The 17,738-nt window shown below is 69.5% G+C and carries 14 protein-coding genes and 1 tRNA gene; 10 read left to right on the forward strand and 5 right to left on the reverse strand.

All coding sequences use genetic code 11. The features are described 5' to 3' along the window. The first annotated feature begins 21 nt into the window (after window positions 1-21). The 3 genes from AC1RTC_RS15425 to AC1RTC_RS15435 all read left to right on the forward strand — a co-directional run bounded on the left by AC1RTC_RS15425 (window position 22) and on the right by AC1RTC_RS15435 (window position 3,556). Window positions 22-2,115: an intein-containing Rv2578c family radical SAM protein gene (locus AC1RTC_RS15425; RefSeq protein ID WP_493157201.1), complete on the forward strand. Its 2,094-nt coding sequence runs from the start codon at window positions 22-24 to the stop codon at window positions 2,113-2,115. A gap of 76 nt (window positions 2,116-2,191) precedes the next feature. Then, window positions 2,192-2,878, forward strand: a complete 687-nt coding sequence (locus AC1RTC_RS15430) for a response regulator transcription factor (protein WP_493157203.1) — start codon at window positions 2,192-2,194, stop codon at window positions 2,876-2,878. Window positions 2,879-2,890: 12 nt separating this feature from the next. Then, complete coding sequence (locus AC1RTC_RS15435; RefSeq protein WP_493157205.1) at window positions 2,891-3,556, forward strand: thymidine kinase; 666 nt, start codon at window positions 2,891-2,893, stop codon at window positions 3,554-3,556. Between the two features lie 54 nt (window positions 3,557-3,610). On the opposite strand, the gene AC1RTC_RS15440 is transcribed toward AC1RTC_RS15435, so the two are convergent. From AC1RTC_RS15440 to AC1RTC_RS15450, 3 genes are all read right to left on the reverse strand, one after another. Beyond that, window positions 3,611-3,684 (reverse strand) — tRNA-Pro (locus AC1RTC_RS15440). A gap of 28 nt (window positions 3,685-3,712) precedes the next feature. Next, the gene (locus AC1RTC_RS15445; protein WP_493157207.1) at window positions 3,713-4,681 is read right to left on the reverse strand and encodes a metallophosphoesterase; all 969 of its coding nucleotides are present in this window, start codon (window positions 4,679-4,681) and stop codon (window positions 3,713-3,715) included. Then, window positions 4,678-7,266, reverse strand: coding sequence for a transglycosylase domain-containing protein (locus AC1RTC_RS15450; RefSeq protein ID WP_493157209.1), 2,589 nt, complete (start codon window positions 7,264-7,266; stop codon window positions 4,678-4,680). Before AC1RTC_RS15450 ends, AC1RTC_RS15445 begins: the two co-directional genes overlap by 4 nt. A 52-nt stretch (window positions 7,267-7,318) precedes the next feature. Between AC1RTC_RS15450 and sp36 the strand changes: the two genes are divergently transcribed. From sp36 to AC1RTC_RS15465, 3 genes are read left to right on the forward strand one after another with little or no spacing between them, the layout of a single operon-like run. Beyond that, on the forward strand, window positions 7,319-7,477 hold the full coding sequence (gene sp36, locus AC1RTC_RS15455) for a Sp36 family protein (RefSeq protein ID WP_493157211.1): 159 nt from the start codon (window positions 7,319-7,321) through the stop codon (window positions 7,475-7,477). Continuing rightward, on the forward strand, window positions 7,477-7,938 hold the full coding sequence (locus AC1RTC_RS15460) for a RidA family protein (protein WP_493157212.1): 462 nt from the start codon (window positions 7,477-7,479) through the stop codon (window positions 7,936-7,938). Before sp36 ends, AC1RTC_RS15460 begins: the two co-directional genes overlap by 1 nt. Further along, window positions 7,935-9,455 (forward strand): UDP-N-acetylmuramoyl-L-alanyl-D-glutamate--2,6-diaminopimelate ligase, encoded by a 1,521-nt coding sequence (locus AC1RTC_RS15465; protein WP_493157214.1) that lies wholly within the window; start codon window positions 7,935-7,937, stop codon window positions 9,453-9,455. Before AC1RTC_RS15460 ends, AC1RTC_RS15465 begins: the two co-directional genes overlap by 4 nt. 70 nt (window positions 9,456-9,525) lie before the next feature. On the opposite strand, the gene acs is transcribed toward AC1RTC_RS15465, so the two are convergent. After that, window positions 9,526-11,490: an acetate--CoA ligase gene (acs, locus tag AC1RTC_RS15470; RefSeq protein ID WP_493157216.1), complete on the reverse strand. Its 1,965-nt coding sequence runs from the start codon at window positions 11,488-11,490 to the stop codon at window positions 9,526-9,528. 369 nt (window positions 11,491-11,859) lie between these two features. On the opposite strand from acs, the gene AC1RTC_RS15475 reads away from it, so the two are divergent. The 3 genes from AC1RTC_RS15475 to AC1RTC_RS15485 are packed head-to-tail and all read left to right on the forward strand — an operon-like array spanning window position 11,860 to window position 15,442. Beyond that, window positions 11,860-12,837 (forward strand): TadA family conjugal transfer-associated ATPase, encoded by a 978-nt coding sequence (locus tag AC1RTC_RS15475; protein WP_493157218.1) that lies wholly within the window; start codon window positions 11,860-11,862, stop codon window positions 12,835-12,837. After that, window positions 12,834-13,715, forward strand: coding sequence for a type II secretion system F family protein (locus AC1RTC_RS15480; protein ID WP_493157220.1), 882 nt, complete (start codon window positions 12,834-12,836; stop codon window positions 13,713-13,715). The genes AC1RTC_RS15475 and AC1RTC_RS15480 overlap by 4 nt, the downstream gene beginning before the upstream one ends. A gap of 44 nt (window positions 13,716-13,759) precedes the next feature. Further along, window positions 13,760-15,442: an ABC-F family ATP-binding cassette domain-containing protein gene (locus tag AC1RTC_RS15485; RefSeq protein WP_493157222.1), complete on the forward strand. Its 1,683-nt coding sequence runs from the start codon at window positions 13,760-13,762 to the stop codon at window positions 15,440-15,442. On the opposite strand, the gene AC1RTC_RS15490 is transcribed toward AC1RTC_RS15485, so the two are convergent. Continuing rightward, window positions 15,439-16,566 (reverse strand): MalY/PatB family protein, encoded by a 1,128-nt coding sequence (locus tag AC1RTC_RS15490; protein ID WP_493157224.1) that lies wholly within the window; start codon window positions 16,564-16,566, stop codon window positions 15,439-15,441. The genes AC1RTC_RS15485 and AC1RTC_RS15490 overlap by 4 nt on opposite strands. Window positions 16,567-16,607: 41 nt before the next feature. On the opposite strand from AC1RTC_RS15490, the gene AC1RTC_RS15495 reads away from it, so the two are divergent. Beyond that, a complete protein-coding gene (locus AC1RTC_RS15495) occupies window positions 16,608-17,729 on the forward strand; it encodes a GuaB3 family IMP dehydrogenase-related protein (RefSeq protein WP_493157227.1) in 1,122 nt (373 codons plus the stop codon). Window positions 17,730-17,738: the final 9 nt, after the last annotated feature.

The raw sequence follows: 17,738 nt of genomic DNA on the forward strand, positions 1-17,738 counted from the left end.
AACATATGTTCGAATCGGTCCATGCGGTGGAGCGGGCAGGAACTGGCGAGCGACGAGACGAGCACGCTGCCCGGCCTGAAGCTGGGCAACCTCATGCGCTCGGTCACCACTCCCGAGTTCGCCGGCATGCGCTTCCACGAGGTCGCCGCCAAGTCCGCCCTCAACCACGTTCCTGGCGACAGCGCGATGCCCTTCAACTGGACGATCAACCCGTACCGCGGCTGCAGCCACGCGTGTGTCTTCTGCCTGGGTGCAGACACCCTTGTGCTCATGGCCGATGGCACGCAGAAGCCGCTGTGGGATGTCCGGGTGGGCGATAGCGTCCTTGGCACCGAGTCGCGCGGTGGGTATCGGCGCTACGTCGCCACGACGGTGCTCGCGCACTGGCAGACCCGCAAGCCTGCGCACCGCGTCACACTCGCCGATGGCACACAGCTAACGGCGAGCGGCGAGCACAGGTTCCTGACCGACCGGGGCTGGAAACACGTGACGGGAGAAGACCGCGGGGTCGGTGCGCGCCCGCATCTCACGACGAACAACTCTCTCGTGGGGTTCGGGACCACGGGGCTCGACGAGCTCGACCGGGCCCCGTTGCATCATCCTGACTACCGCCGCGGCTATCTGAGCGGGATGATCCGCGGGGACGGTCATCTGGCAATGCACGAGTACACGCGGGCCAGCGGCACACGGGGCAGGCTCCATCAGTTCCGGCTTGCGCTTGCCGACACCGAGGCCCTGGAGCGAGCGAAGACATATCTCGAGATCGAAGGAGTCGAGACCGCTCGATTCGCCTTCACTCCGGGCAACGAGCGGCACAGACCGATGACCGGAATTCGCATTGCCAACAGGGCGGCTTTCGACCGGATCACCGAGCTCGTGAGCTGGCGCACCGAGGAGTCCCTGTTCTGGCATAGGGGGTTTCTTGCGGGGATCTTCGATGCCGAGGGCAGCCACTCGCGCGGAATCCTGCGTATCTCCAACGGCGACGACGAGATTCTGGATCAGATCCGCGAGTCCATGGGTGAGCTTGGTGTGACTCACGCGACGGACGGACCGAATGCGATCGGTGTCTCCATGGTGCGCGTGATCGGGGGCCTTCAGATGCGCGAGCGGTTCTTCCAGCTCGTTGGGCCCGCGATCACTCGCAAGCTCTCGATCGAGGGGATGGCGATCAAATCGAGCGCCGACCTGCGCGTGCGTTCAGTTGAAGCGCTCGGGTACGACGAGGACATGTATGACATCACGACGGGCACGGGCGACTTCATCGCCAACGGGGTTGTCAGCCACAACTGCTTTGCGAGGAACACCCACACCTACCTCGACCTCGATGCCGGCAAGGACTTCGACGGCGAGATCGTCGTCAAGGTGAACGTCGCCGAGGTGCTCGCCCGAGAGCTGGCCAAGCCGTCCTGGAAGCACGAGGCTGTCGCCCTCGGCACCAACACCGACCCGTACCAGCGGGCGGAGGGCCGCTACCGGCTGATGCCCGGGATCATCGCCGCGCTCGCCCACAGCGGCACCCCGTTCAGCATCCTCACGAAGGGCACCCTGCTGCGGCGCGACCTGCCGCTGCTCGCCGAGGCCGGTGAGCACGTGCCCGTCGACCTGGCGATGACGATCGCCATCCACGACGACGCCCTGCGCATGACCGCGGAGCCCGGCGCGCCGGCGACCAAGGGGCGGCTCGAGACCGTGAGGGCGATCCGGGATGCCGGGCTCGACTGCACGGTCTTCATGATGCCGATCCTCCCGTATCTCACGGACACCCGGGCGCACCTCGACGAGGCGCTCAGGAGCATCAGGGACGCGGGCGGGAGCGCCGTGATGTACTCGGCCCTGCACCTGCGGCCGGGCGCCAAAGAGTGGTTCATGGCCTGGCTCGAGCGCGAGCATCCCGAGCTCCTGCCTCGCTACCGCGCCATGTACGGCGGCGGGGCCTATGCGCCCAAGGCGTACCGGCAGTGGCTGGCCGCGAAGATCGGGCCGCTTGTCCGGCAGTACGGGCTCGAGCGCGGAACGATGAACCCGTCGACGCGGTCGCTGCGAACGCCGCGGTTCGGCTCGCTGATCGCCGAGGAGCTTCCGCCGGGCGCCGCCCAGCCCACGCTGTTCTGAGAACCGGACAGCGCTGTGGAGACGTACCCCGGTTGTGGGGTACAAACGGGGGTAGACCGGGTGACATAGTTCTCTTATGAGCGAAACCGTGCTGCAGGCTCCCGCACCTGACCCGGCGCCGATCGACCGCATCCGCCTCGCGATCCTCGACGACCACGAGGTGCTCCTCGACAGCCTCAGCAGCTGGATCTCCTCCAACGCGCCCGACTTCGACCTGGTGCTGAGCGCGAGCACGTGGCTCCAGCTCGTGCACAGCGACAACTTCCCGACAGACCTCGTGTTCATCGACTTCCAACTGCGCGAGCCCGTCTCCATCGAGGCGCGCGTGCGCACTTGCCGTGCCGCCGGCGCGAAGGTCATCGTCCTCTCCAGCCTGGACACCCGCGAGTCGCGAGAGCGCGCCCTGGCCGCCGGTGCCGCCGCATTCCTCTCCAAGTCGCTGCCGATGCGCGAGGTGATGGACGCCGCGCGCACCGTCATGGGGCTCGAGCTCGGGCCCAGCTACCAGCGCGACTGGCGCCCGCCGCCCGTCGGTGTCACCGCACAGGCCCGCCCGAAGCTCAGCGCGGGCGAGGTGCAGGCGTTCACCCTGTACGTCTCCGGGCTCAGTACGCCGGAAGTGGCAGAGCGGATGAACGTGCAGTACGAGACCGCCAAGACCTACCTCCGCCGCGTCCGCGAGAAGTACGCGAAAGCCAACCGGCCCGCCAGCAAGAAGGCCGAGCTCATCCGCCGGGCAGCCGAGGATGGCTACCTCGCCTGATAATCTCGCCTGATGAGCAAGCTGTACTTCCGCTACGGTGCGATGAACAGCGGCAAGAGCACGGCGTTGCTCCAGGCCGCGTTCAACTACGAGGAGCGCGGGCAGCAGGTACTGCTCGCCAAGCCCGAGATCGACACCAAGGGCGAGTCCACGATCGTCTCGCGGCTGGGCATGACCCGTTCCGTCGACTTCACCGTCGCACCCGACGAGGATATCTACGAGAAGTTCTTGCGCATGCGGGCGGCGGTCTTCGAGCGCACCGGATCCCCCGTGAGCTGCCTCCTGGTCGATGAGGCCCAGTTCTTCACCGAGAGCCAGGTCGACGACCTGCTGCGCATCGCGATCCTCGAGGGCACGCCCGTGCTGGCCTACGGCATCCGCACCGACTTCCAGACTGTCGCCTTCCCCGGCAGCCGGCGGCTGCTCGAGATCTCGCACTCCCTCGAAGAGCTCAAGACGATCTGCCGCTGCGGCCGCAAAGCGGTGTTCAACGCCCGGAAAGTCGGCGACCGCTACATCTTCGACGGCGACCAGGTCGCCATCGACGGGGTGGATGTCACGTACGAGTCGCTGTGCGGATCGTGCTACCTCGAGGAGAGCGGCGGCGTGCTCAACAACGGGTACCGGCCGCGCGTCGAGGCGAGCTACGTGAGCGCGCCCGACGCGGACTTCGCCTAGAACTGCCGAACATACGCGAAAGGGCCGCCAGAAGTCTGGCGGCCCTTCTCACTGTCGGGGTAGCGGGATTCGAACCCACGACCTCTTCGTCCCGAACGAAGCGCGCTACCAAGCTGCGCCACACCCCGATCACTCGCACCCTGCGGCGCGAACTCATCAAGAATAGCCGATATCTCCGGGGGTGAGCGTCACTACGACGGCTTCGGGCGGGCAGGCGAACCTGACGGGCGCGTAGATGGAGGTTCCGATGCCCGCGCTCACCTCCAGGTAGGCCGCGTGGCGGGCGTGGTGCCACACGCTGAGCCCCTGCGCCTGCTCCCGGGGGATGTCGCAGTTGGTCACGAGAGCGGGCAGCCCGGGGACGCGGACCTGACCGCCGTGGGTGTGCCCGGCGAAGATCAGCTCGGCGCCGTTGGTCACGAACGAGTCGAGCACCCGCCGGTACGGGGCGTGGGTCACGCCGATGGCTACCGGGTCGGGCCCGGACCGCACATCCTGCCAGCCGACGTTCTCCCGCATCTCCTCGATGACGCCGGGGAGCACGTCGAGGCGGTCCCAGTCGCGGTGGGCGTCGTTGGTGCCGAAGAACTCCAGGCGCGACCCCCGGATCTCGATCGCGCGCGCCGCGTTGTTGAGGGAGAGCCACCCGAGCGTGTCCTCGAAGTACCGCTCCATCCGGGCGGTGTCGAGCGTGCCGGGACGCTTCGCCCGCCCCGACGGACCGGAGAAGTACGTGAACGGGTTCTTGAACTGCGGCCCGAAGTAGTCGTTCGAGCCGTGGACGAAAACTCCCGGGATGCCCGCGAACACCTGCAGCGCGCGCTCAAGCCCCTCGATCCCATCGGGGTGGCCGAGGTTGTCCCCGGTGTTCACGATGAGATCGGGCTCGAGCAGCGCGAGCGACTTCACCCACTCCTGCTTGCGCTCCTGCCAGGGAGCCATGTGCAGGTCGGAGAGGTGCAGCACCGTCAGCGGGCGCGCACCCGCGTCGAGCACCGGCACCGTCTCGTGCCGGATCGTGAACCGGTTGCGCTCGACGAGCGCCCCCCAGGCGAATGCCGCCGCACCGGCGGCTGCCGCCACACCCAGTGCGGTGGCAGCCGTCCGTGCAGGCGAGTGGCTCAACAGCTGATCTGGCCGACGTACAGGGTGACTAGCGCGCTCTTCACCGTGTAGGCACCCGGGGCGGGTGTCGACGCCTGGATGTGGTTGATGCGCGGGTCTCCCGGGTCGACCGGGTCTGCCGGGTAGGCAGCGGTCGGCTTGAGCACGGTGCACGCCTGAGGTGCGATATTCGTGTACCCGGCCCCTGAGAGAGAGGCCTGAGCAGATCCGTAGTCGCTGGAGATCCCATTCCCGACCACGTCGGGGAACGCGACCTTGTTGCCCTTGCTCGTGTACACCGTGATGGTGGCGCCCTTGGCCGAGCTCGAGCCGGCAGGCGGGTCGGTCGCAGCGACCTTCCCGGCCGGTACCTCCGAGTCAATCGGTCCGCCGTCCGCGTACATGAAGCCGAGGCCCTCGAGAAGAGCCTTCGCGGATTCCGGACTCAGGCCGATCAGCCCGTCCGGCACGGCCAGGCCGCCACCGGTGACAAGGGCCGGGTCGGGTGCGGGCCAGTCGTCGCCACCGAACTTGTTGTCGAGGGCGGTGACCACTGCAAGAGATATGTAGTGCCTCAGCAGGATGCCAGACACGCCCTCGTAGCCGGTGTCGAGGATGTTGTAGTCGCCGATGCTGTTGCCGACCCACACCACCGACGCGCCCTTGGTGGTCCCCGAGGCTACCCACGTCTGGTTGCCCGAGTCGGTAGTTCCGGTCTTGCCGAACAGCGGGACGCCGTCTTCGGGGTTGCCGTAGACCTGGTTGCCCGAGGTCATGACGCCCTTCATCACGTCGATCGCGGTCGCGGCGATGTTGGGTGCGATCGCCTGCTTGCACTGCGGAGTCTGAGCGGGCTTGGTGACGCCGTCCGGGTCGACGAACGAGTCGACGATGATGGGCTTGCACCACTTGCCGAGCGCCGCGACACCCGCGTAGGCCGAGGCCATGCTCAACGGGGTCACCGTGTTCGTTCCGATGATCGAGGTCGGGTTGACCTCGAGCGGGGCACCGTCGGCGCGCTCGACGCCCAGGCTGGCCGCGACATCCCGGATATCGCAGAGGTCGAGCTGCTTCGCCATGGAGAAGAACACACCGTTGACCGAGTTCACCGTGCCGTCTCGGACTGTGTAGATGCCCGTCTCGCCTGCGTTGTTCTTGAAGGAGAACGTGCCGCTGCCGGAAACCTCGCCGCACGCCTTATAGGCGGAGAAGGGCTCCTTCTGGTTCGCGGTCGCGTTGACCCGCTCCTCCGTCCCCTTGCCCTTGATGAGCCAGTCCAGGAGCGTGAACAGCTTGTACGTGGATCCGGGCTGGATGCCGCTCGAGCCGCCGTAGTCATAGCTGGTGTTGTAGTTGACCGCGGAGGTGCCGGGCCCGCCACCGTCGAGGGTGTCGTTGAAGATCATGTTCTCGGCCATGACGAGCACGCGGCCAGTGCCGGGCTGCACGGTGTCGACGGCGCTGCCGAGCGAGAAGGCTGTCTCCGTGTTGGGGGCGTACGTCCATACCGCCTGCTGCACGGGAATCTGGATGTCGAGGTCCAGGGTCGTGTACAGCTTGTAGCCGCCGCGCTTCCAGTTCGCCTCGCGGGTCGCCTCGTCCGGGCCCAGGAACTCGAAGTCCTTGACGCTCTTGACGACGTAGTCGCAGAACCAGCGCGCGTACTGGTTGGCCGCGATACATCCGTTCGACGACTCGGACGGCTTGATGGTTGTCTCGTCGACCGGGACCGCGACGGCCTCGTCGTGCTCGGCCTGGGTGATGTCACCGGCAGCAAGCATCCGGCCGAGGATGAAGTCGCGGCGGATCGTGTTCGCCTCGAAGTTCTCGGGGTCGCCGAGGTTTCGCTGGTTGGGGTACTGCACGATGGCGATCAGGCTCGCGGCCTGGTCGAGCGTGAGCTTGTCGGCATCGACGCTGTAGTAGCGCTGAGCGGCGGCCTGAATGCCGTAGGTGGCGTTGCCGAAGTTCGCGATGTTGAGGTACGCGACGAGGATTTCCTTCTTCGTGTACTTCTTCTCGAGGCTGATGGCAAGCTTCATCTCGCTGAGCTTGCGGTCGAAGGTCGTTGCTGTTGCCTCTCTGTACGCCTTGTCGCGGTCTTCCTGAGTGGGCTTGTCCAGCGCCTGCTGCACGAAGAGGTTCTTGACGAGCTGCATGGAGAGCGTCGACGCGCCGGAGGCGATGTCGCCGCCCACGACGTTGCCCACCGCAGCGCGGATGACCGACGCCACGTCGACGCCGCCGTGCTCGAAGAACCTCGAGTCCTCACCGTCCACCGTGGCGTCGAGGACGAACTTGGAGATCTTGTCGTACGGCACCTCCTGGCGGTTCTGGTCGTAGATGGTCGCGAACTTGAACTGCCCATTCTCGGAGCCGCGGCCCGTGAAGGTCGCGTAGAGCTCGTTGCGCTCGGGCTGCTGCCCGATCTCGATGTACTCGGGGAGGCTGTCGAAGATGCCGATGGTGCTCGACGCGGTGATGCCCGTGACGGCGAGCGCGGGAGCGACCATGACGGTCACGAGAAGACCGGAGAGAGCGCTGAAGCCGACAATTCCGGCAACCGCGGAGAGCACACCTCGACGCGGGGTTTTTTGGGCAGACATACAATCAGGGTACGGGATGAACCCGTGACCCAAGCTGAACGGACGCCGACAAATGACCCAGTGGGAGTACCTTACGACCCCGCTCATGATCCACAACACCGCCGCGATCCTCAACAACTGGGGTTCGGAGGGGTGGGAGCTCGTCCAGATCGTGACCGGCCCCGAGGGCGGACTCGTCGCCTACCTGAAGCGTGAGAAGAGGGAGTCCTGATGTCGAAACTCGATGATCGCCTGGCGGAGCTGGGGATCGCGATCCCCGCGGTGGCCAAGCCCGTCGCGGCGTACGTGCCGGCGGTGGTCTCCGGCAACCTGGTGTTCACCGCGGGCCAGCTGCCGTTCGTGGAGGGCGCGCTGCCCGCGACCGGCAAGGTCGGTGCGGAGATCGACGCCGAGGCCGCGAAGGAGATGGCCCGCACCTGCGTGCTCAACGGCCTGGCCGCCGCGCACAGCGTGATCGGCTCCCTCGAGCGCATCACGCGCGTGGTGAAGGTCGTGGGCTTCGTCGCCTCCGACCCGTCGTTCACGGGCCAGCCCGGCGTGATCAACGGCGCGTCCGAGCTGCTCGGCGAGATCTTCGGCGAGGCGGGCGCCCACGCCCGCAGCGCGGTGGGCGTGGCCGTGCTACCGCTCGACGCCCCTGTCGAGATCGAGTTCGTGTTCGAGTTCGCGTGACGGAAGTCTGGTCAGACGGCAAATCCGGTGCGAGCGCGGTAGTCCACGACCTCGATCTCGGTGCGTTCGACCCGGCGCTCGCGGGCATCTCGATTCGAGGGCGACGCCTTGTCCAGGACACGCGCGAGTTGGAGAAGGGCGACATCTTCGTCGCGCTCGGCAGGCCGGGGGCGCCCGCGCTGCCGTTCGTGGAGGACGCGTTCGCGCGCGGTGCGGCGGCAGTGCTCGTCGACGCCGCGGCAGTCGAGGGGCAGCACATGCCCCTCGACGTGTACCGCGTGGCCGACCTGAAGTCGGTGCTCGGAGCCATGGCCGACGAGTTCACCGGGCATCCCTCGCAGTCGCTCACGATGGTCGGCATCACCGGCACCAACGGGAAGACCTCGACGTCCTTCTTGCTGACCCAGTCCTGGGAGGCGCTCGGGGTGCCGTCGGCGACCATCGGCACGCTCGGGGCCGGCATCACCGGCGAGCCCCGCATCAACATGGGGATGACAACTCCGCAGGTGACGACTGTGCACCAGTACCTCGCCGACTTCGTGGCCCGCGGTGTCGAGCGTGTGGCGATGGAGGTCAGCTCCCACGCCCTCGAGCAGGAGCGCGTCGCCGGGGTGCGATTCGACACCGTGGTCTTCACCAACCTCACGCGCGACCACCTCGACTACCACGGCACGATGGAGGAGTACGCGCGGCAGAAGGCGAAGATCTTCGGCCTGCCGGGGGTCACCGCCGCCGTCGTCAACGTCGACGACGACTTCGGGCTGGACCACTTCGAGCGGCTTCCGGGCTCGATCCGGAGGGTCGGGGTCAGCTCCCGCGGGCACTCCGCCGCGGTGGTCCAGGGCGAGAACGTGCGCCTCACCACCCAGGGGATCGAGTTCGACCTCGTGATCGAGGGGGAGCGGCATCCCGTCGCAAGCTCGCTCATCGGCAGGTTCAACATCGACAACCTGCTGGCGTGCGCCGCGGTGCTGTGGTCGCAGGGCGTGCCGGTCGCGACAGTCGCCGAGTTGCTGGGCCCGCTCAAGCCCGTGTTCGGCCGGATGACCCGCATCCAGCCCTCACCGTCCCTCCCGCTCGTCGTGGTCGACGCCGGGCACACGCCCGACGCCATGCAGCAGGCCGTGACCGCGCTGCGCGAGTCCGGGCACGCGCGCATCGTCACCGTGTTCGGCGCGACCGGCAGCCGCGACCCCGGGAAGCGTCCCGAGATGGCGCGCATCATCGAGGCCGGCTCCGACCTGGTTGTCGTCACGGACGACGACGTGCACGACGAGGACGGCGACGCGATCCTCGACGACATCCGCGCGGGGTTCGCCAACCCGGCCGCCGTGGTCGAGATCCGCGACCGTACTACCGCCATCGCCTACGCGATCGATGCCGCAGGCCCCGACGACGTCGTTCTCCTGCAGGGCAAGGGCCACGAGCCGTACCAGATCGTCGCCCATGGCGAGCGGGTGCCGTTCAGCGACATCGACACCGCCGAGCGGCTGCTCGCCGAGCGGCTGGTCGAGTAGGGCGCTCAGGCGCGCGTATCGAAACCGGTTTCGATACGGCCGCGGGCGGCCTACTCAACCCGCCTGATCCCTACTTCAGCTTGTCGGTGATGATCTGCATGACCGACGTGTCGGTGAGCGTCGTCGTGTCTCCGAGCTCGCGGCCCTCCGCGACATCCTGCAGCAACCGCCGCATGATCTTGCCCGAGCGCGTCTTCGGCAGCTCCGCGACCACGAACACCTGCCGGGGTCGCGCGATAGCGCCGATCTGCTGTGCGACGTGCGCCCGCAGCAGGGTTGAGGCCTCCTCGACGGTCTGGGCGCCCTCCTGGTCGGAGCGCAGGATGACGAACGCCACGACCGCCTGGCCGGTGGCCTCGTCGGCCGCCCCCACGACCGCGGCCTCGGCCACGATCGGGTGAGACACGAGCGCGGACTCGATCTCCTGCGTGGAGAGCCGGTGGCCCGAGACGTTCATCACGTCGTCGACGCGGCCGAGGAGCACGATGTCGCCGTCGGAGTCCACGTGGGCGCCGTCGCCCGCGAAGTACTTCCACACGCCGTCCTTCGAGAAGCGGCTCCAGTAGGTCTCCGTGAAGCGCTCCGGGTCGCCCCAGATGCCGCGCAGCATCGACGGCCACGGCTCGCTGACCACCAGCAGCCCGCCCTGCGGCGGGTCGACGCGGGTGCCGTCCTCGCCGAGGATGTCGATCTTCACGCCCGGGATCGGCACCTGGGCCGAGCCGGGCTTCAGGGTGGTGATGCCGGGAAGCGCGGAGATCATGATCGCGCCGGTCTCGGTCTGCCACCAGGTGTCCACGATGGGGGCCGCGCCCGCGCCGATCACGTCCCGGTACCAGATCCAGGCCTCCGGGTTGATGGGCTCGCCGACCGACCCCAGCACCCGGATCGACGACAGGTCGAAGGCATCCGGGATCTCGCGGCCCAGCTTCATGAACGACCGGATGGCCGTCGGGGCCGTGTAGAAGGTGCTGACCCCGTACTTCTGGATGATCTCCCACCAGCGCCCGGGGTGGGGAGTGTCGGGCGTTCCCTCGTACATCACCTGCGTGGCGCCGTTCGCGAGCGGGCCGTAGACGACGTAGCTGTGGCCGGTGATCCAGCCGACGTCGGCCGTGCACCAGTAGACGTCGGTCTCCGGGTGCAGGTCGAAGACGTTGCGGTGCGTCGATGCCACCTGCGTCAGGTAGCCGCCGCTCGTGTGCAGGATGCCCTTCGGCTTGCCGGTGGTGCCCGACGTGTAGAGGATGAACAGCGGGTTCTCGGCCTCGAAGCCCTCCGCCACGTGCTCGGGCTCGGCCTTCGCGAGCTCGTCGTGCCACCAGAGGTCGCGGCCCTCGACCCACTCGACCTCGTTGTCGCCGCGCTTCACGACGAGCACGTGCTCGACAGTCGAGCCCTCGGCGACGAGCGCCCCGTCGACCGCCGCCTTGAGCGGGAACACCTTGCCCTTGCGCCAGCCGCCGTCGGCCGTGATGACGAGCTTCGCGCTCGCGTCGTCGATGCGGCTGCGCAGGCTCTCCGAGCTGAACCCGCCGAACACGACGGAGTGCACGGCCCCGAGGCGCGCGATGGCGAGCATGGCGACGACGGCCTCGGGAACGACCGGCATGTAGACGGCGACACGATCGCCCTGCTGGATTCCCAGGCTCGCGAGCACATTGGCCGCCCGCTTCACCTCCGCCGTGAGCTCGGCGTAGGTGATGCTGCGGCTGTCGCCCGGCTCGCCCTCCCAGTGGATCGCCACCCGGTCGCCGTTGCCGGCCTCCACATGCCGGTCGAGGCAGTTGTACGCGACGTTGATCTCGCCGTCGGCGAACCACTTCGCGAACGGCGCGTTCGACCAGTCGAGGGTCTCGGTGAAGGGCTTGTGCCAGTGCAGCAGCTCCCTGGCCTGGTCGGCCCAGAAGCCGACCCGGTCGGCCTTCGCCTCGTCGTAGAGCTCTGGCTTCGCTATCGCGCTGGCCGTGAACTCGCCGGTGGGAGGGAAGCGACGGCTCTCGTGCAGCAGGCTGTCAATCGAATTAGTGGACATCAGGATCCTCGTCGATCTCGCGGGACTGCCAGGATCCGCGAACTGTATGAACAGGTGAACCTTTCGATCCTAGAACCTCCCATTGACCGCGGGGCACCGTGCGATACACTAACTCTCGTCAAATGCAAATTTGGCTGGCCGCGCTCGTGATTCCCCCCAATCCCGCGCGGCTGTGGCGGCGCCTGTTCCCCCCAATAGGCGCCGCCCCTCTCTGTTTAAGGCGCAGATGGCTTCGCCATCGGCTAGTCGTGGGTGGTGGCGCTGGCAGCGGACGGTAGTCAGGTCCTGCACAGGTCGAGCAGCCGGGGGCAGTGCACCGACGCCGGTGGGGAGATTGGTCACGTGCGAGGTCATTCCTAGGGTGACGGGGTGGATGTTGCGCCCTTCGTCGCACGGCGGCCCGGTGCGTCGTCACAGCGGCAGCCGCATCCCGAGTTCGGCCCCCTCGCCGAGTACCTCGCCGACCCGGCGGTGACCGACGTGTTCGTCAACGGGGCCCACGCGGTGTGGGTCGACCGGGGCGGCGGGCTGGAGCGCCAGCCGGCCGCCCAGCTCGACGAGGCGGGGGTGCGCGAGCTCGCCGTGCGGCTGGTGGCGCTGGGCGGGCGCCACGTCGACGAGGCGACCCCATGCGTGGATGTGCGGCTGCGCGACGGCATCCGGGTGCACGCGGTGCTCCCGCCGATCTCGCCGCGCGGCACGCTCCTCTCTATACGGGTGCCGCGCACCACCCCGCTCACGGTGGCCGGGCTCGCGGCCGCCGGCTTCTTCGACGAGGTGCCGGTAGCGCCCGTCGTCGCGCTGGTGGCGTCGCGTGCGAACCTGCTGGTGACGGGCGCCGGGGGCAGCGGCAAGACCACGCTCCTCTCCGCCCTGCTGTCGGAGGCGGGGCCCGCGGAGCGGATCGTCGCGATCGAGGATGTCGCCGAGCTGCGGGTCGAGCATCCCCACTTCGTGTCGCTGCAGGCCCGCCAGCCGAACCTCGAGGGCGCGGGCGGCGTCGGCCTCACCCGCCTGCTGCGGGAGGCCCTGCGCATGCGGCCGGACCGGCTCGTGCTGGGCGAGTGCCGCGGCGAGGAGGTGCGCGACCTGCTCGCCGCGCTCAACACCGGCCACGACGGCGGCGCGGGCACGCTGCACGCCAACTCGCTGGCCGACGTGCCCGCGCGGCTGGAGGCGCTCGGCGCGCTCGCGGGGCTCGGCCCGTCAGCGGTCGCGCGGCAGGCGGTGAGCGCGATCGGCGCCGTGCTGCACCTCGAACGGCGGGGCGGGATGCGGCGGCTCGCGCAGCTCGGCTCCCTCGAGCTCGACTCCCGGGACCGGCTCGTGGTGCGAGCTGCGGCATGACCGCCGCTCCCGCGCTCGGCGAGGTCGCCGCCGTGGCCCAGCGCCTCGCCGTGCTGCTCGCGGCGGGGGTGGCGCCGGCCTCCGCGTGGGGGCATGTCGCGGCATCCCTCGACTCGGTCGTCGCGCGCCGGGTGGCGGCGGGCGCGGAGCTCCTCGACGCGGCGAGCGGGACCACGGGCCTGCAGCACGACGCGTGGCGCGGTCTCGCGGCCGCCTGGGCGGTCGCGGCGGAGGCGGGCTCACCGCTCGCCCCGGCCCTGCGGGACTACGCCCTCTCGCTGCGGGAGCTGGGGGAGGCCCAGCGGGACGCGCGGGTGGCGCTCGCCGGGCCGATCGCCACGGCGCGGATCGTGCTCGCCCTGCCCGCGGTCGGGGTGCTGTTCGGGATGCTCCTGGGCTTCAACACGCTCGCGACCCTGTTCGGCACGCCGCTGGGCTGGGCCTGCCTCGCGACGGGCGGCGGACTGCTCGCGCTCGCCGTGCACTGGAACCGCCGCCTGGTTCGCGCGGCACGGCCGGTGTCGGCGACTCCGGGTCTCTCCTGCGAGCTGATGGCGATCGCCGTTTCCGGCGGAGCCTCCCTCGACCGGGCGCGGTCGGTGGTGGGCGCCGCGGTCGGCAGGTTCGGGATCGAGGCGGAGGACGTGGAAGGGGTGCTGGGGCTCTCCCGGGCCGCCGGCGTGCCCGCGGCCGAACTGCTGCGCAGCGAGGCCCGCGAGCGGCGTGCGGCCGCGCGGTCCACGGCGCAGGAACAAGCGGCAGCGCTCGCAGTGCGGCTCATGCTGCCCCTGGGCCTGTGCGTGCTGCCGGCCTTTCTCGCCCTGGGGGTCCTGCCGCTGCTCGTGACGGTCATCACGTCGACGATGGGGAGCTTCTGATGCCATAAGCTGATCGGCTGCCCTGGCAGCGTAAGGGGCAGATCATGGGATTCATCGATGTCAACGGGGTGAGCTACTCGCTCGCCGACGGCAGGCTGCTGCTCGACGACGTGTCGTTCCGCGTCGGCGAGGGTGTCACCGCTGCCCTCATCGGCGCCAATGGCGCAGGCAAGTCGACGCTCCTGCGGATCATCCGGGGCGAGGTGAAAGCGGACTCGGGCGCCATCAGCATTGACGGCGGGCTCGGTGTCATGGACCAGTTCGTCGGCCACGTCCGTGACGACTCGACTGTGCGCGACCTGCTGATCTCGGTGGCCCCGAAGGACGTGCGCGCCGCGACCCTCGCGCTGGATGCCGCGGAGCTCGCGCTCATCGACGACGATACGACCCCCAATCAGCTGGCCTACGCAACAGCCATCGCGGACTACTCGGATGCGGGCGGGTACGACCAGGAGACCCTGTGGGACACCTGCACGGTCAAGGCCCTCGGCGTGCCGTTCGAGCGCGCCAAGTACCGCGAGATCAACACCCTCTCGGGCGGCGAGCAGAAGCGGCTCGTCCTGGAGGCGCTGCTGCGCGGACCCGAGCAGGTGCTGCTCCTCGACGAGCCGGACAACTACCTCGACGTTCCCGGCAAGCGCTGGCTCGAGGAGGCGCTGCGGGCGACTCCCAAGACTGTGCTGCTGGTGAGCCACGACCGCGAGCTGCTGGCCCGCGCCGCCGACCGGATCATCACTGTCGAGGTCGGGGCCGCGGGCAACACGACGTGGACGCACGGCGGCGGCTTCGGCAGCTACCACGAGGCGCGCAACGACCGGCTCGCGAGGCTCGACGAGCTGCGGCGGCGGTGGGACGAGCAGCACGCCAAGCTCAAGACTCTTGTCGCCAACCTCAAGGTGCGCGCGACCGCGATGGACACGTTCGCGTCGCGGTACCAGGCCGCCCTCACCCGCCTCCGGAAGTTCGAGGAGATCGGCCCGCCGCAGGAGCGCCCGCTCGACCAGGACCTGAAGATGCGGCTCAAGGGCGCCCGCACGGGCAACCGCGCCGTCGTGTGCGAGCAGCTCGGGCTCACCGGCCTCATGGCGCCCTTCGATCTCGAGGTGTGGTTCGGCGAGCGCGTTGCCGTGCTCGGGTCGAACGGGTCGGGCAAGTCGCACTTCCTGCGGCTTCTCGCCCTGGGCGGCACGACGCCGGAGAAGGAGCACCTCACGAGCGTCGGCGCCGCGCTCGACCCCGTGGCGCACACGGGCAGGGCGAAGCTCGGCGCGAGAGTGGTTCCGGGCTGGTTCGCCCAGGCGCACCAGCATCCGGACCTCCTGGGGCGAACTCTGCTCGACATCCTGCATCGCGGTGACGACAACCGGCCGGGCCTCGCCCGCGAGGCCGCGAGTCGGGCGCTCGACCGCTACGGCCTGGTGGAGGGCGCTGAGCAGGTGTTCGAGTCGCTGAGCGGAGGGCAGCAGGCCCGGTTGCAGATCCTGCTGCTGGAGCTGAGCGGGGTCACGCTGCTGCTGTTGGACGAGCCGACGGACAACCTCGACCTGGTCTCGGCCGAGGCGCTCGAGGTGGCCCTCGGGCAGTTCGAGGGCACCGTTCTCGCGGTAACCCACGACCGCTGGTTCGCCCGCTCGTTCGACAGGTTCCTGGTGTTCGGCAGTGACGGGGAGGTCTACGAGTCCGACGAGCCGGTGTGGAACGAAGCGCGGGTGGTGCGCTCACGCTAGCCCCGCGCCATCCGTTCAACGGCCTCGGTGAGCACCTCAGGGCCGCACGCGAGGTTGAGGCGCGCGAAGCCGGCGCCCTGCACGCCGAAGGTGAGGCCCGGGTTCAGTGCGACGCCGGCGGCAAGGGCGCGCGCGCTCGGGTCGTCGCCCCAGTCCGTGGCCCGGAAGTCGAGCCAGGCGAGGTAGCTGGCGCGCGGCGGGGTGTACTCCACGAGCGGCAGATGCTCGGCGAGCAACCTGGCCAGCAGCGCCGACGACTCCTCGATGGCGGCGACCGCGCCCGCGAGCCACTCCGCTCCGTGCTCGAAGGCGGCGGCGCTCGCGTGCAGCCCGAGCAGGCTCGTGCGGAAGCCGACCTCCTCGGGAAGGGACGACAGGAGCCGCTGCATCCGGTCGCCGCCCGTCACGAGGATCGCGCACTTCACGCCCGCGAGGTTCCACGCCTTGCTGGCGGAGGTGACGGTGAGGCCGTGGTCCCGGGCCGCGTCGGAGACGGTGAGGTACGGCGTGAACGTGGCGCCGGCGTGTGTGAGCGGCCCGTGGATCTCGTCGCTCACCACGATCACGCCGTAGCGGTCGGCGAGGGATGCGAGGGCCCGCAGCTCCTCGGCGGTGTGCACGAGCCCGAGCGGGTTGTGCGGGTTGCACAGCAGGAACGCCCTGGCGCCGGCGGCGAACGCGCGCTCAAGCCCCTCGAGGTCGAGGCGGTAGCCGACGAGCGGGACCTCGGCGACCACCCCGCCCGCCTCCGGCACGAGGTCGAAGAACGGCGGGTACACCGGAGGGGTGACGACCACGGTGTCCCCGGGGGAGAGCACGACGCGCAGTGCCTCCGCGATGGCGACGCTCACGTCGGTGGCGGTCCGCACGGCGGCCGGGTCGACGGCCCAGCCCCAGGTGCGCTCGGCGAACGCGGCAAAGGCCGGCGCCAGCGGGCCGGGCGAGCCCACGTAGCCGGTGTCGGAGGCGCGCACCCGGTCGACGATGGCCTGCGCGACCACCGGGGCGAGCGGGTAGTCCATCTCGGCGACGAAGAGCGGCAGGACCTCGGGCGGGAACGCCGTCCACTTCTCGCTCGTGCGGGCGCGCAGCAGTGGCAGGGAGTCGGCGGTCACTCGTTCCATGACCCCAGCCTGCCGCATCCCGCGCCACCTAGACTTGACGCGTGAGTGACATCGAGATCGGCCGTGCCAAGCGCGCCCGCCGCGTGTACGCCTTCGACGACATCGCGATTGTTCCGAGCAGGCGCACGCGCGACCCGCAGGACGTCTCCGTCAGCTGGACTATCGACGCGTACACGTTCGACATCCCGGTGCTCGCCGCGCCGATGGACTCCGTGGTGAGCCCGACGACGGCCATCGCGATGGGCCAGCTCGGCGGCCTCGGCGTGCTCGACCTCGAGGGCGTCTGGACGCGCTACGAGGACCCGGAGCCGCTGCTCGAGGAGGTCCGCTCGCTGCCGGTCGGCGGCGCCACCCGCCGCATGCAGGAGATCTACTCGGAGCCGATCAAGCCCGAGCTCGTGGCATCCCGCCTCGCTGAGATCCGCGCAGCGGGCGTGCCCGTCGCGGGCGCCCTCAGCCCGCAGCGCACGCAGGAGCTGTACAAGACGGTGGTCGACGCCGGTGTCGACCTGTTCGTGATCCGCGGCACCACGGTGAGCGCGGAGCACGTCTCCAAGAGCGTGGAGCCCCTCAACCTCAAGAAGTTCATCTACGAGCTCGACGTCCCCGTGATCGTCGGCGGCGCCGCTACCTACACGTCGGCGCTGCACCTCATGCGCACCGGGGCGGCGGGCGTGCTCGTCGGCTTCGGCGGCGGCGCGGCCTCCACCACGCGCGCGACGCTCGGCATCCACGCCCCGATGGCGACCGCTGTCGCCGACGTCGCGGGCGCGCGCCGGGACTACATGGACGAGTCGGGCGGCCGCTACGTGCACGTCATCGCGGATGGCGGCCTCGGCACCTCCGGCGACATCGTCAAGGCCATCTCGGTCGGCGCGGACGCCGTGATGCTCGGCAGCACGCTGGCGCGGGCGACGGATGCCCCGGGCGGCGGCTGGCACTGGGGGGCCGAGGCCCACCACTCCGAGCTGCCGCGGGGCAACCGCGTCGAGGTGGGATCGCTCGCGCCGCTCAAGGAGATCCTCTACGGCCCCTCGACGGTGGCCGACGGCCGCGTGAACCTCATCGGCGCACTGCGCCGGTCGATGGCGACCACGGGCTACTCCGACCTCAAGGAGTTCCAGCGCGTCGAGGTCGTCGTCGCGCCCTACAACGCCGGCTAGAGCGTCAGC

The sequence above is a fragment of the Rhodoglobus sp. GW821-FHT12B09 genome (genome assembly GCF_058809925.1).

Excerpts from the sequence above, each read along its gene's own strand:
- AC1RTC_RS15425 (WP_493157201.1), top strand. The coding sequence starts at position 22 with ATGCGGTGGAGCGGGCAGGAACTGGCGAGCGACGAGACGAGCACGCTG.
- AC1RTC_RS15430 (WP_493157203.1), top strand. The coding sequence starts at position 2,192 with ATGAGCGAAACCGTGCTGCAGGCTCCCGCACCTGACCCGGCGCCGATC.
- AC1RTC_RS15435 (WP_493157205.1), top strand. The coding sequence starts at position 2,891 with ATGAGCAAGCTGTACTTCCGCTACGGTGCGATGAACAGCGGCAAGAGC.
- AC1RTC_RS15450 (WP_493157209.1), bottom strand. The coding sequence starts at position 7,266 with ATGTCTGCCCAAAAAACCCCGCGTCGAGGTGTGCTCTCCGCGGTTGCC.
- sp36 (WP_493157211.1), top strand. The coding sequence starts at position 7,319 with ATGACCCAGTGGGAGTACCTTACGACCCCGCTCATGATCCACAACACC.
- AC1RTC_RS15460 (WP_493157212.1), top strand. The coding sequence starts at position 7,477 with ATGTCGAAACTCGATGATCGCCTGGCGGAGCTGGGGATCGCGATCCCC.
- acs (WP_493157216.1), bottom strand. The coding sequence starts at position 11,490 with ATGTCCACTAATTCGATTGACAGCCTGCTGCACGAGAGCCGTCGCTTC.
- AC1RTC_RS15480 (WP_493157220.1), top strand. The coding sequence starts at position 12,834 with ATGACCGCCGCTCCCGCGCTCGGCGAGGTCGCCGCCGTGGCCCAGCGC.
- AC1RTC_RS15485 (WP_493157222.1), top strand. The coding sequence starts at position 13,760 with ATGGGATTCATCGATGTCAACGGGGTGAGCTACTCGCTCGCCGACGGC.
- AC1RTC_RS15490 (WP_493157224.1), bottom strand. The coding sequence starts at position 16,566 with ATGGAACGAGTGACCGCCGACTCCCTGCCACTGCTGCGCGCCCGCACG.